Source organism: Thalassovita sp. ABM4_323, from assembly GCF_056158665.1.
This window is the reverse complement of sequence record NZ_JBSWTS010000007.1, coordinates 3,574,839-3,588,714: the sequence shown is the minus strand read 5'-3', so window position 1 is coordinate 3,588,714 and position 13,876 is coordinate 3,574,839. Positions and strand designations below refer to the sequence as shown.

Below are 13,876 nucleotides of genomic sequence, written 5' to 3'. Positions count from 1 at the left end.
CGGTGAGGCTTGGTTTTGAGTATTTTCAGAGCAAAGAAGCGGGGCGCAGTGGGAATGTTTTCGACGCCCCGCTTTGGGGTCAGGTTTTGAAGACCCGGTAGATGGCGGGGATCACCAGCACGGTCAGCAGGGTCGAGGTGAGCAGGCCGAACAGCAGCGAGATGGCAAGGCCCTGGAAGATCGGGTCGGCCAGGATCACCACCGCGCCGATCATGGCGGCGATAGCCGTCAGCAGGATCGGTTTGAAGCGGATGGCGCCCGCATCGATCAGCACCTGAACCTTGCCCTGGCTGTCATCGGCGTGGCGGATGAAGTCAACCAGCAGGATCGAGTTTCTGACGATGATCCCGGCCAGGGCGATGAAGCCGATCATCGAGGTGGCCGAGAAGGGCGCGCCGAACAGCCAGTGGCCGAAGATGATGCCCAGAAAGGTCAGCGGAATCGGCGTCAGGATCACCAGCGGCAGGCGAAAGCTGCCAAATTGAGCGACCACCAGGATGTAGATGCCCAGCAAGGCCACGCCGAAGGCCGCGCCCATATCGCGGAAGGTGACATAGGTGACCTCCCATTCGCCATCCCACAGCAGGGTGGTTTGGGATTCGTCCTGTGGCTGGCCGTAGAGGCTGATCGCGGGTTTGGTGCCGGTCGTCCAGTCCATGTCATCCAGCGCGGCGGCGACGTCGATCATGCCATAAAGCGGGGCCTCGAAATCGCCGGCCAGCTCGGCCGTGACCATTTCGGCGTAGCGCCCGTTGTGGCGGAAGATCGGGAAGGAGGCGTATTCTTCGGTGACCTCGATCACGTCGCCCAGCTCCACCACGCCGCGTGCGCCGGGCAGGACGTTGGCGGGGATGGGGGTGGAGAGGAAGGTTTCATCCAGCACCCGCAGCCCCTTGTCCCGCTGGATCAGGATTGGGATCGGGTGGCGTCCCTCGCCGCGATGCGAATAGCCCACGGTTTGGCCCGCGTTCAGCAGGGCGATCGTGTCGAACACGTCCTGTTCCTGGACCTGGAAGAACTCCAGATTGTCAGTGTTGACCGTGGCGCGCAGACGCCGGGGTTGGGTGCCGAAACTGTCGTCCACGTCGACCACGTAGGGCACGGTTTCAAAGGCCGCGCGGATTTTGCTGGCCGCCTCGCGACGGGCCTCGGGGGTGGGGCCATAGACCTCGGCCAGCAGGGTGGCCATCACCGGCGGTCCGGGCGGGGGTTCAACCGTTTTCAGGCTGGTCCCGGCGGGCAGGTCGATCTGGTCAATCATCTGGCGGATCTCCAGCGCCAGCTCGTGGCTGGAGCGTTCGCGGTCATGTTTGGGGGTCAGCAGGATCTGTACATCACCCATATGCGGCCGTGCGCGCAGATAATAGTGCCGCACCAAGCCATTGAAATTAAAGGGCGCAGCCGAGCCTGCATGGGTCTGCGCCGAGAGCACCTCGGGCAGGTCCATCACCTTGCGGGCGACGGCCTGAGCCACGGCATCGGTTTGTTCAACGGATGTGCCCTCGGGCATGTCGATGACCACCGAGAGTTCGGATTTATTGTCAAACGGCAGCAGTTTAACCGTCACGTCCTTGGTATAGAGCGCGCCCAAAGAGCCGAAGGACAGCACCGCCGTGATCAGCAGAAAGGCCAGGCTGATGCCCTTGGATTTCAGCACGGGGCGGGCGATGGCGGCATAGGCGCGGCCCATCATGCCGCCGTCATGGCCTGTGTGATCGCTGCTCTCGGCATGGGCGGGTGCCTTGCCTGCGATTTTCAGCATCAGCCAGGGCGTGATCATCACCGCCACGAAAAAGCTAAAGATCATCGCGGCCGAGGCGTTGGCCGGAATCGGCGACATATAAGGGCCCATCAGCCCCGACACGAACAGCATCGGCAACAGGGCGGCCACAACGGTCAGCGTGGCGACGATTGTGGGGTTGCCAACCTCGGCCACCGCATCAATCGCGGCGATCTTACGGTCACGCCCGTCTTTCATGCCCCAGTGGCGGGCAATGTTTTCGATCACCACGATGGCGTCATCCACCAGAATCCCGATGGAAAAGATCAGCGCGAACAGCGACACCCGGTTCAGCGTGTAGCCCATGATCCAGGCCGCAAACAGCGTCAGCAGGATGGTCACGGGGATGACGATGGCCACAACGATGGATTCGCGCCAGCCGATGGCCAGCAGCACCAGCCCGATGATCGAGACAGTCGCCAGACCAAGGTGGAACAGCAGCTCGTTGGCCTTTTCATTGGCGGTTTCGCCATAGTCGCGGGTGATCTGTACCTCGATCGTGTCGGGGATCAAGTGCCCTTGGGCCGCGTGGACCTTGTGCAGGATTTCCTCGGCGACGACCACGGCATTGGCCCCGGCGCGTTTGGCCACGGCCAGGGTAACGGCAGGCGCACGGTAGACCTGCCCGTCATGTTTGCTGACATTGGCCACGATCTGGTCCGAGGTATCGCCGATAAATTCCACATCCGCCACGTCGCTGACATAGACAGGGCGCGCATCGCGGGTGGTGACCAGCAGGCTGGCGATTTCCGCCGGAGAAGTCAGGGTTTCACCCGCCACCAGGTCGATCATCTGGCCGTTGTCGCGCAGCTTGCCGGTGTTCAGGGATTTATTCGCGCCCTGCACCTTGCCGACCAGTTGTTGCAGCGTCACCCCGTACAGCGCCAGCCGGTCCGGGTCGGGCGTCACGCGGATTGCCTCAGGGGCCTCGCCAACCAGATAGGTCAGGCCCACGTCGCCGATTTTGGACACCTCAGCGCGCAATTCACGCGCGATGCGGGTCAGGTCATTGGCGGTGACGCCGTCGTTGCCCGGCTTGGGCGACAGCGTCAGCGAGACAATCGCCACGTCATCAATCCCACGCCCCACGATCAGAGGTTCGGGGATGCCCACTGGGATGCGATCCATATTGGCGCGAATCTTGTCGTGTACCCGCAGGATCGCAGCATCCGAGGACGTGCCCACGACGAACCGCGCGGTGACCATGGCGCCGTCATCCTCGGTTTGCGAGTAGACATGTTCCACGCCGTTGATGCCTTTGACGATGGTCTCCATCGGTTCGGTCACCAGTTTGACAGCGTCCGGGGCCTTGAGGCCGGGGGCTTGCAGGTGGATATCGACCAAGGGAACCGAGATTTGCGGCTCTTCCTCGCGCGGCAGGGTGATCAGGGCCACGATCCCCACGGCCAGCGCGGCGATAATGAACAGCGGCGTCAGCGGAGAGGTGATAAAAGCGCGGGTCAAGCCACCCGCAATGCCCAGTTTTTGTGACTTACTCATGGCGGGCCTCTTTGGGTTCGGTCAACACGTCACCGGCATTCAGGCCGGTCAGAATTTCGACCATCCCATCCTGGGCGACACCGGGGACAACAGTTTTCAGGATCGGCGCGCCGTCTTGCAGAACGGCCACGAAATCAAGCCCTTGGCGTGTGATCAGGCGGTCCTGCGGGATCACCAGAGCCATACGCTCGCCCACCGGAATACGCACCAGAACACGCGCATCGACGAATTCGTCCGACAGGCCGGTGACCTCGACATCCGCGATCACCCGGCCGTTTTCGATCTGCGGATAGATGCGGGCCAGGGTGCCCGTGCTGCCTTCGATCTGGATGTCCGCCCCGACCGTCAGCGCAGTGGCGTGGCGTTCCGGGATGGCCAGACGCAGGAAGAACCCGCCGCCGCCAACCGTGGCCACGGCCTCGCCCGGCATCAGAACGGCGCCCTTGGTGACCGGCACATCCAACACGCGGCCTGCGGCGGGGGCCAGAATGGTGCCCTCGGCGGCCTGTTGTTCAATGACGCGGCGGTTGGCGGTGGTGGCCTCGATCTGGCCCTCCAACACATCAACCTGAGTGCGCAGGGCATCCAGCCGCTGAACGGTGGTCACACCGCGCGCCAGCAGCTCTTCACCGCGTTTCAATTCGGTCTGGGCGTTTTCCAATTGGGATTCCAGCGAGGCCAGCTGGGCATCAATCGCCCCCAGTTGAAAATCCAGTTTTTCATCCACGATGGTGGCCAAGGTCTGTCCGGCCTCGACCAGATCGCCCTCTGAAATGTCCAGCTGCACCAGTGTTCCGCCGATCCGTGCGCGGGCCGGCACGCGGTCGCGCGCCTCGATCCGGCCATAGACGGCTTTCCATTCAGTGACGGGGCTGGGATGCAGAGCGAAATCCTCGGCCGCACCGACGGACGGCAACAGCCCCAGGAAAATGACAGTCATCAGGCGTTTCATCAGTGGGGTCCTTTCGACGCTTGGGGGCAGTGAAATCATATTCTGACTATGGAATATGATTGGGCAGCCAATATTTCAACCCCCAATGTGCTTTCCACCGGGGGCAGACCAGAAACATTACTGTACAGAAGGACCCCAGCGCGCCTTGCGCCAGGTCAAACGTCAGTCGTCGAAGGTGAACTCGGGCAGCATGGTAAACGCCTCGCGCAGCGCATCGCCCCACCCATTCGAAATTTTGTTGAAATAGGGGTCGTCGGCCTCGACCCGGAAAGTGCGGCCGGTCTTCATGCTGTCTTTTTCATAGACATGCACATCCAGCGGCGGCGCAACCGACAGATTGGCCTTGATCGTGGAATCAAAGCTGACCAGCAGCAGCTTGATGGCCTCTTCAAAGGACATGTCAGGCTCGTAGGCGCGCAGGATGATGGGACGGCCATATTTGGTTTCGCCGATCTGGAAGAACGGCGTGTCCTCACCCGCCTCGACGAAATTGCCCTCGGGGTAGATCAGGAACAGGCGCATTTCACCGTCACCCACCTGACCACCAACCAGCAGCGTCGCGTTAAAGGCGCTGTCAGCCCGTTGACCGGCATCGGCGTTCGAGGCAATGACCTCTTTCAACGTGCGCCCCACCAGCGTGGCCACCTGGAACATGGATTTGGCCGACAGGATGTCAGGATCACGTTCCGAAACCTCTTTGGAGCGCTCGGACAGGATACTGATCACCGCCTGTGTGGTGGCCAGGTTGCCCGCGCTCATGATCGTGATGACGCGCTCGCCAGGGACTTCCCAGGTGGTCATCTTTTTGAAGGTCGAGATGTTATCGACACCCGCGTTGGTGCGTGTATCGGACATGAAGACCATTCCATGATCCAGACAAAGGCCAACGCAGTAAGTCATATTTTTCGGGTCCGATTCTTAAGTGATGACACTATTGATCAGTCTGGCTCTGAACTTTCAAGGCAACGTGAAGATCTTCGCTGCCTGACCCGTGTCGAATGCCATGAATTGGTGCCGCATCGCGATAATCGCGCCCAACGGCCACGCGGACATAGCGATCATCCGGGCAAATCGCGTTCGAGATATCAAACCCAACCCAGCCCAGCCCCTTGATCCAGACCTCGGCCCAGGCATGGGTGGCGTCCTGTTCAACCCGATCATCCATCATCAAATAGCCCGAGACATACCGCGCCGGCAGGCCGAACATCCGTGCCGCAGCGATCATGATATGAGCGTGATCCTGGCACACCCCGTGACCTGCGGCCAAGGCGGCCTCGGCCGTGGTTGCGGCGTCGGTCTGGCCGGTTTCATAGGCGACCTTTTCGGCGATTGCAGCCGATAAGCGGTGCATATGGGGCAGGGTGTCTTCGTCGGCTTTGGCCTTGGTCTGTGATACCAATTTGCGCAGGGATTTGCCAGGGGCGGTCAGTGGCGTTGCGGCCTTGTACATCCACAGCGGGGTGCAGGTTTTGTGCGTCCCCACCACGCCCGCGCGATCTTCGACAGACACTGTGCCTTCGCAACTGATGGTCACGCTGGTCGCGTCTGGGTCCACAAGGATCAGATCGACGTGGTTGCCGTATTCATCGTCAAAGCCCAACTGCCGTGTGCCACCCTGAATTTGCGTGGCCCATTGTTCAACCAACTGTCCGTGGCCGTCGCGCGGTTTCAGCCGCAATTGCAGCAGAGCATAGGCATCGGGGCTATCGTAAGTGTATGTAGATACGTGAGAAATCGTCAGTTTCATTGGGGTCAGCCGTAAAAGCGGAAGTCTTGTTCGATCTGGCTGGCCAGCATCGCGGTTTCGTGGATCGAGCTTTCAAGATACTCGTGCAGCCCTTCCTCTAGGACATCGGCCACCTTTCGGTTCTTAAAACGCGCGACGCAGGTTTCGGCCTCGTCCTGGCAAGGTTGGCGGGTGCCGTAATCGCTTTCCAGATGCTCGAGGTTCTCTTTGATCTTGGAATGGCAAAAGGCCAGACTGCGCGGCATCCGTCGGTCCAGGATCAGGAAATCGGCGATGGCTGTGGGCGTGGTTTCTCCGCCGCTGAGCCAGGTAAATGAACGCTCCGCCCCGACCGAGCGCAGGATGTTTTCCCATTGCGTGTTGTCCATGGACGAGCCCACGAACGAGGCCGACGGCAACAGCACATAGTATTTCACATCCAGAATCCGCGCGGTGTTGTCGGCGCGTTCCAAAAAGGTGCCCAATCGGCAGAAATTATAGATGTCATTGCGCAGCATGGTGCCATGCAACGTGCCGCGCACGATGGCGGTGCGGTTGCGGATTTCCGATAGCACCTGCGCCAGGTTTTTTTCGGTGACGGGGCGGGCCAGCAGGGCCTTCATCGTCATCCAGTATTCGTTCACAGCCTCCCAGACCTCGGCGGACAAGGCCGTGCGCACCAGCCGCGCGTTGGACCGGGCCAGCCCGATCGCCGACAGAACCGAGGACGGATTGTCCGGGTCGCGCAGCAGGAAATTGATCACGTTGCGCGCTTCGAAATCCTGATACTTTTCTTCGTACAGGAACCGAATGCCAGCCGTGTTGATCACGCTTTCCCATTCGCCTTCGTCCCCGCCCGTGCGGTTCAACGAGATACGCCAGCCCGCATCCAGCAGGCGCGCGGTATTTTCGCAGCGTTCGATATAGCGGAACATCCAAAAGAGCCCGCCAGCCGTTTTTCCCAGCATTGTCTTAGTCCCCCAACACCCATGTGTCCTTGGTTCCACCGCCCTGCGACGAGTTCACAACCAAAGAGCCTTCTTTCAGCGCCACGCGTGTCAAACCGCCCGGTGTGATATGCACCTTGCCCGGCGAGACAAGCACGAAGGGGCGTAAATCCACGTGACGCGGGGCCAGGCCCTTTTTCGCCATGATCGGCACGGTGGACAGGGCCAGCGTCGGCTGGGCGATATAGTTCGCAGGCTTGGCACGCAGTTTCTTTTCGAACGCGGCCAATTCGCGTTTGCTGGCGGCGGGGCCGACCAACATGCCGTATCCGCCCGATCCGTGGACCTCTTTCACCACCAGTTCGGCCAGGTTATCCAGCACGTATTTCAGACTGTCCTCTTCGGAGCAGCGCCAGGTCGGCACGTTCTGCAGGATCGCCTTTTCACCGGTATAAAACTCAACGATATCAGGCATGTAGGAATACAGCGCCTTATCGTCCGAGATCCCGGTGCCCGGCGCATTGGCGATGGTGATGCCGCCCGCGCGATAGACATCCATGATGCCCGGCACGCCCAGCATCGAATCCGGGTTGAAGTTCAGCGGATCCAGATATTCGTCATCCACGCGGCGATACAGAACATCAATTGCCTTGTACCCGCGCGTGGTGCGCATGCAGACGCGCCCGTCAACGATGCGCAGATCATGGGCTTCGACCAGCTCGGCGCCCATCTGATCAGCAAGGAAGGCGTGCTCGAAATAGGCCGAGTTGTAAATCCCGGGGGTCAGTACAGCGACCTCGGGGCGGTCCCCGTCAAAGGCAGGCGGCGCACAGGCCGACAGGGAACGGCGCAGGCTTTGCGGATACGAGGAGACCGGCCGCACCTTCAGCTTGGTGAACAGCTCGGGGAACATCTGCAGCATGGTTTCGCGGTTTTCCAGCATATAGCTGACACCGGACGGGGTGCGCGCGTTGTCCTCGAGCACATAAAATTCATTCTCGCCCGTGCGGACCAGATCGGTGCCCACGATATGGGTATAGACGCCACCGGGCGGGTTCACCCCAACCATCTGCGGCAGGAAGGCCTCGTTCTTGGCGATCAGCTCGGTCGGGACACGCCCGGCACGCAGGATTTCCTGTCGGTGATAGATGTCATACAGAAACGCGTTGATCGCGCGTACACGTTGTTCGATCCCCTGTTCCAGGCGCGCCCATTCGCGGGCCGAGATGATGCGCGGCACAATATCAAAGGGGATCAGACGTTCGTCCGCCTCCTGTTGGCCATACACATTGAAGGTGATACCGATCCGGCGAAAGAACGCTTCGGCTTCTTGCGATTTATTGCGCAGATGCTTGAGGTCTTCCTGGCCGAACCATTCGCTGTAGAGGCTGTACGGATCGCGCGGTGCGCCGGAACCGTCGTACATCTCGTCAAAAAAGCTTGGTTTCGTGTCCATGATCCCGCGTGTGTCGAGAGTTAAAAAGTGACTCGATTTGAAGCTGTTAGCGCGGGATGTACAAGGGAGGCGCGTCTAAATTCTTGGCAAGATCGTTCGGTGTGCCTGTTTTTTAATCATTCAGGTCGTGCGGGTGTCTGGTGACAGTTTCGTGAAACCTGTGCGGATGACGTTGCGGGTCGCTTGACCGGCGCCAAACGGCGGCGCAGGAATGGATGATCAGGGCCTGCGGAGAGGCAGATGGACGACATTTATGATCTGTTCGTGATTGGCGGTGGTGTGAATGGCTGCGGCATCGCGCGGGATGCGGCCGGGCGGGGGCTGCGCGTGGCCCTGGCCGAACAGGGCGATCTGGCCTGCGCCACCTCTTCGGCCTCGACCAAGCTGTTTCACGGCGGGCTGCGCTATCTGGAGTATTTCGAGTTCCGCCTGGTGCGCGAAGCCCTGATCGAGCGCGAGCGCCTGCTGGCCGCCATGCCTCATATCGCCTGGCCGATGCGCTTTGTTCTGCCGCTGTCACCCGAGATGCGGTTTCAGGGGGAAACGCCCACCTCGCGCCTGTTGGGATGGGTGATGCCCTGGCTGAAGGGGCGGCGCCCCGATTGGATCATCCGCCTGGGCCTGTTCCTGTATGACCATATGGGCGGGCGCAAGGATTTGCCGCCGACCCGCAGCCTGACCCTTGCCAATGATCCTGCGGGCGCTGCGCTGATGACCAAGTTCAGCCGCGCCTTTGAATATTCGGATGTCTGGGTACAGGATTCGCGTCTGGTCGTGCTGAATGCCCGCGACGCGCAGGCCAAGGGCGCGCAAATCATGGTGGGGACACAGGTGCTTGGCGCGCACCGCGCCGAGGGTCACTGGGTGATCGAGACCGATCAGGGCGCGTTTCGCGCCCGTGCCTTGGTGAATGCCGCCGGGCCTTGGGTGGAACAGGTGCTGGGGCGCACCGAGGCCAAGGCCACCGCCAAGGTGCGTCTGGTGCGGGGCAGTCACATCATTGTGCCGCGCATTGCCGATCATGACCGCAGCTATTTCTTGCAAGGCCCGGACGGGCGGATCATTTTCGCCATTCCCTACGAGCAGGATTTCACCCTGATCGGCACAACGGACATGGATCATCCCGGGCCGGACACGCCGCCTGAACTGACCGAGGCCGAGCGCGACTATCTGCTGGGCTTCATCAACCGCTATCTGGCGCAACCGCTGGGGCCAGAGGACATCGTGCACAGCTTTTCCGGGGTGCGGCCCTTGTATGATGACGGGGCGAATGCGGCGCAGGCGGCCACGCGCGACTATGTTCTGACGCTGGATGCCGCGGGCCCGCCGATCCTGTCGGTCTTTGGCGGCAAGATCACGACCTACCGCAAACTGGCCGAACATGCGCTGGCCAAGCTGGCACCGTTTTTCCCTGCGATGGACGCCGCCTGGACGGCGCGTGTGCCCTTGCCCGGAGGCGATTTCCCCCTGGCCGAGGTCGAAACCCGCACCAGCGCCCTGCGCGCGGATTATCCGTTTTTGACGCCGAAACAGGCGCAGCGACTGTTTCGCGCCTATGGAACCGAAGCCTGGGACATTCTGGGCCGAGCCAAGGTGCGCTCGGATCTGGGTCAGGATTTCGGCGCTGGCCTGTCCGAGGCCGAACTGCGCTGGATGATCACCCATGAATTCGCGCGCACGGCTGACGACGTTTTGTGGCGGCGCTCGAAATTGGGGCTGGTGATGACGCCGCTGCAGACCGCCGAAGTCGACCGTTTCCTGCGCGAAACGCTGGCCCCCGCTTGATTTCTGCGCCAGATTGGGCGCAAGAGGGAGGGCAGCACATGACATCGCAACCGGGCTATATTCTGGCGCTGGATCAGGGGACCACGTCGTCACGCGCGATCGTGTTTGACGCACAGATGCAGGTGGTTTCTGTCGGTCAAGAAGAGTTCCCTCAGCATTTCCCGACCTCGGGCTGGGTTGAACACGATCCCGAAGACCTCTGGCAGACGACGCGCCGCTCGGCGCTGTCGGCGCTGGATCGGGCCGGGTTGAGCGCCACCGATATCGCAGGCATCGGCATCACCAACCAGCGCGAAACGACGCTGCTGTGGGACGCCGACACAGGTGAATGCCTGCACAACGCCATCGTCTGGCAGGACCGGCGCACCGCTGATTTGTGTGCTCAGCTGCGCGAGGCGGGCTATGAGGACATGATCCGCCAAAGCACCGGATTGCTGTTGGACCCCTATTTTTCCGCGACCAAGCTGAAATGGCTGCTGGAGAATGTCGACGGCGCGCGTGAGCGTGCCAATGCCGGGCAATTGCGCTTTGGCACCGTGGACAGCTTTTTGATCTGGAAACTGACCAATGGGCGCGTCCATGCCACCGATGCCACCAACGCTGCGCGCACCATGCTGTATGATCTGCACAGCGGTGACTGGAGCCCAGAGATTTGCGCTTTGCTGGACATCCCCCGGTCGCTGTTGCCCGATATCCGGGATTGTGCCGCAGATTTCGGCGTGACCGATTTGCTGGGCGGACAGACGCCCATTCTGGGCGTTGCCGGAGACCAACAGGCCGCCACGATCGGACAAGCCTGTTTCCAGCCCGGGATGATGAAGTCCACCTATGGAACGGGCTGTTTTGCGTTGCTCAATACCGGGGACACGCCGGTTTTGTCGGAAAACCGTCTGCTGACCACGGTGGCCTATCAACTGGAGGGGCGGCGGACCTATGCGCTTGAGGGCGCGATTTTTATCGCGGGCGCGGTGGTGCAGTGGTTGCGCGACGGGCTGGGGATCATCGATAAAGCCAGCCAAACGGGCCCCATGGCTGAACGCGCCGATCCAGAACAGGACCTTATCATCGTGCCAGCCTTTACCGGGCTTGGCGCGCCCTATTGGTCGCCCCAAACGCGCGGGGCGGTGTTTGGGCTGTCGCGCAACTCGGGGCCTGCCGAATTTGCCCGCGCGGCGCTGGAAAGCGTTGGTTTGCAAACGCGCGACTTGCTGGAGGCCATGCAGGCCGATTGGCCCGGCGCAGCCGAAACCGTGTTACGGGTGGATGGAGGGATGGCGGCCTCGGATTGGACGATGCAGTTTCTGGCCGACATTCTGGGCGCGCCCGTGGATCGGCCCAAGGTTTTGGAAACCACGGCGCTGGGGGCGGCCTGGCTGGCCGGAATGCGCGCCGGTCTGTATCCCGATCAGGCTGGATTCGCAGCCCGCTGGAAGGCCGAGAGCCGGTTTGACCCGAACATGGCCACGATCCCGCGCGACACCAAATACGCCCGATGGCAGCGCGCTGTCGCCGCTGCGATGGATGTTTAGGCGGTTTCGCTCGACACCCGTGATGTCGGGAGTCATAAGGCCCACGAACCTCAGGAGGCCAGGATGACCTGTCAGCTATGTGGCGCAGATGACGCCTCGGAATTCACCGTTGCTCCGCGTGACGAAACCATCTTGCTCTGTGCGCAATGCGCAAAGGGTGTTACCGGGCAGCCCGAGGATGGGCCCCACTGGCAATGTCTGAACGACGCGATCTGGAGCACCGATGCGGCCACGCAGGTGACGGCCTTTCGCCTGTTGCACAAGCTGGGCGCGGCCTGGGCGACGGACCTGCTGGACATCGCCTATCTGGAGCCCGAGGTGTTGGCCTGGGCCGAAGCAGGGCTAGAGGCAGACCAAATCGAACACCGCGACAGCAATGGGGCGCTTTTGGCGCAAGGGGACAGCGTGGTTCTGATCAAAGACCTGCCCGTGAAGGGCGCGGGGTTTACCGCCAAGCGTGGTACGGCGGTGCGCAATATTTCCCTGGTGCCCGATAATGCCGGCCAGATCGAGGGCCGGGTCGAGGGCCAGCGCATCGTGATCCTGACGCAGTTTGTCAAGAAAACCTGAGCGAGGGGCGCTGCCCCTCTGCGCCTGCGGCGCATTCACCCCGGGGTATTGGGGCCAAGAAAAAGCGGGCTAGATGCAGAGCTCGATCAGGCTGGGGCCGGGGGTGGCGTTGGCCCGTTGGATCTGGTCAATCAGGGCCTCGATGGTTTCGGTGCGGGTTGCCGGGATGCCAAAGCCTTTGGCGATGGACAGCCAGTCAGGGGCGGGGCGGTCGAGGTTGAACAGCTCGTCCGCGGCAGCGCCCACTGTGGCCCCGACGGCGGTCATTTCGCCTTGGAGGATGGCGTAGCTGCGGTTTGACAGCAGGACGGTGGTGACGTTCAGGTCTTCGCGGGCCTGGGTCCACAGGCCTTGGAGTGTGTAGAGCGCCGAGCCGTCGGCTTGAAGCGCCACCACGCGGCGGTCGGGGCAGGCGACGGCGGCGCCGGTGGCCATGGGGATGCCCAGGCCAATCGAGCCGCCATTCAGGTGCAGGTAATCATGCGGCGCGGCCGTCCAGAACGAGGGCAGAAGCGCGCGGCCATAGCTGATGCTTTCGTCGACGATGATCGCGTTTTCCGGCAGGGTTTGTTGGATCGCGGCGCCCAGCAGTTCCGGTGTTGGCTTGCCCGTCAGGGTGCCGTTATCGGGCCGGTCAGGCAGGGGGGCGGCGGTTTTGGCGCCCACTGCCTGGGCGATCGCGTCCAGCGCGGCCTTGTGGTCCTGGTTGGGGCGGGTCACCATCAGGCATTCGCACCCTTCCGGCATGGGTGTATTGGGTTTGCCGGGATAGGCGAAGAAATTGACCGGCTCGCGCGCGCCGATCTGGATGATTTGCTCGGTGCCCGCCAGGGCCTTGATCGAGAGGTCGACATTGTAGGGGATGCGTTCCACGGGGACGCGGCCGCGCCCCGCCTGAAGGCGCGGGATCTGTGACAGGGTCATCAGGCGCGCGCCGGTTTTGTGGGCGATGCGGCCTGCAATTTCCAGCGGGGCCGCGCGCAGGGCGCGGTTGGACAGCAGCAGCACGGTTTTCTTGCCATTGGTCAGCATTTGCGCGGCGCGATCCACGGCCAATCCTGTGGGGCCCGTCGGAGCAGCAGGAGGCAGGTAGTCGGCGATCTGGCCGCCCTCGGTCCAGGCCGCATCCGAGGGCAGGATCAGCGAGGCCACGCCGGGGGCTTCCATGCTGGCGCGGATGCCCTCCATCGCATCAGCGGACACGCGGGCCGGATCGTTGCTGCGGCGGGTCCAGACCGAGAGGGTTTGCGCCAGTGCCGTGGTATCAGCGGTCAGCGGCGGGTCCTGGGCCACGATACTATCGGCCTGATCGCCAATCAGGTTCAGCACGGGCGTGTTGGCGCGGCGCGCGTTGTGCAGGTTGGCCATGCCATTGGTCAGGCCGGGGCCGCAATGCAGCAGAGTCACCGCGGGCTTGTCCATCATCCGGCCATAGCCATCGGCGGCACCGGTGACCACGCCTTCGAACAGGCCCAGAACGCAGCGCATGCCGGGATGGCGGTCCAGCGCGGCGACAAAATGCATCTCGGACGTGCCCGGATTGGCGAAACATGTGTCGATGCCTGCGCGCAGCAGACTTTGGACCAGGGCCTCGGCTCCGTTCATGAAAAAACTCCCTCTCGCTATGAGAG

Annotated in this window: 10 protein-coding genes; 3 read left to right on the top strand and 7 right to left on the bottom strand. The window is 62.2% G+C overall.

Going from position 1 to position 13,876, the window contains the following annotated elements; all coding sequences use genetic code 11:
- Positions 1-79: 79 nt before the first annotated feature.
- The 6 genes from ACXADQ_RS20190 to ACXADQ_RS20165 form a co-directional block, all read right to left on the bottom strand.
- Entirely contained in the window at positions 80-3,280 is a 3,201-nt protein-coding gene (locus tag ACXADQ_RS20190; protein ID WP_475325720.1) for an efflux RND transporter permease subunit, read from the bottom strand.
- Positions 3,273-4,232: an efflux RND transporter periplasmic adaptor subunit gene (locus ACXADQ_RS20185; protein WP_475325715.1), complete on the bottom strand. Its 960-nt coding sequence runs from the start codon at positions 4,230-4,232 to the stop codon at positions 3,273-3,275. Before ACXADQ_RS20185 ends, ACXADQ_RS20190 begins: the two co-directional genes overlap by 8 nt.
- A 162-nt stretch (positions 4,233-4,394) precedes the next feature.
- Positions 4,395-5,132: a proteasome-type protease gene (locus ACXADQ_RS20180; RefSeq protein ID WP_475325713.1), complete on the bottom strand. Its 738-nt coding sequence runs from the start codon at positions 5,130-5,132 to the stop codon at positions 4,395-4,397.
- 31 nt (positions 5,133-5,163) lie between these two features.
- Complete coding sequence (locus ACXADQ_RS20175; RefSeq protein ID WP_475325708.1) at positions 5,164-5,979, bottom strand: transglutaminase family protein; 816 nt, start codon at positions 5,977-5,979, stop codon at positions 5,164-5,166.
- 5 nt (positions 5,980-5,984) lie between these two features.
- Positions 5,985-6,926, bottom strand: a complete 942-nt coding sequence (locus ACXADQ_RS20170; RefSeq protein WP_475325706.1) for an alpha-E domain-containing protein — start codon at positions 6,924-6,926, stop codon at positions 5,985-5,987.
- A 4-nt stretch (positions 6,927-6,930) separates the two neighbouring features.
- Complete coding sequence (locus tag ACXADQ_RS20165; RefSeq protein WP_475325704.1) at positions 6,931-8,361, bottom strand: circularly permuted type 2 ATP-grasp protein; 1,431 nt, start codon at positions 8,359-8,361, stop codon at positions 6,931-6,933.
- Between the two features lie 240 nt (positions 8,362-8,601).
- On the opposite strand from ACXADQ_RS20165, the gene glpD reads away from it, so the two are divergent.
- From glpD to ACXADQ_RS20150, 3 genes are all read left to right on the top strand, one after another.
- A complete protein-coding gene (gene glpD / locus ACXADQ_RS20160) occupies positions 8,602-10,146 on the top strand; it encodes a glycerol-3-phosphate dehydrogenase (RefSeq protein WP_475325700.1) in 1,545 nt (514 codons plus the stop codon).
- A gap of 38 nt (positions 10,147-10,184) precedes the next feature.
- The gene (gene glpK, locus ACXADQ_RS20155) at positions 10,185-11,675 is read left to right on the top strand and encodes a glycerol kinase GlpK (protein ID WP_475325696.1); all 1,491 of its coding nucleotides are present in this window, start codon (positions 10,185-10,187) and stop codon (positions 11,673-11,675) included.
- A gap of 63 nt (positions 11,676-11,738) precedes the next feature.
- Positions 11,739-12,245, top strand: coding sequence for an alkylphosphonate utilization protein (locus tag ACXADQ_RS20150; RefSeq protein WP_475325692.1), 507 nt, complete (start codon positions 11,739-11,741; stop codon positions 12,243-12,245).
- A 69-nt stretch (positions 12,246-12,314) separates the two neighbouring features.
- On the opposite strand, the gene ACXADQ_RS20145 is transcribed toward ACXADQ_RS20150, so the two are convergent.
- A complete protein-coding gene (locus ACXADQ_RS20145; protein ID WP_475325688.1) occupies positions 12,315-13,850 on the bottom strand; it encodes an acetolactate synthase large subunit in 1,536 nt (511 codons plus the stop codon).
- Between the last annotated feature and the right edge of the window lie 26 nt (positions 13,851-13,876).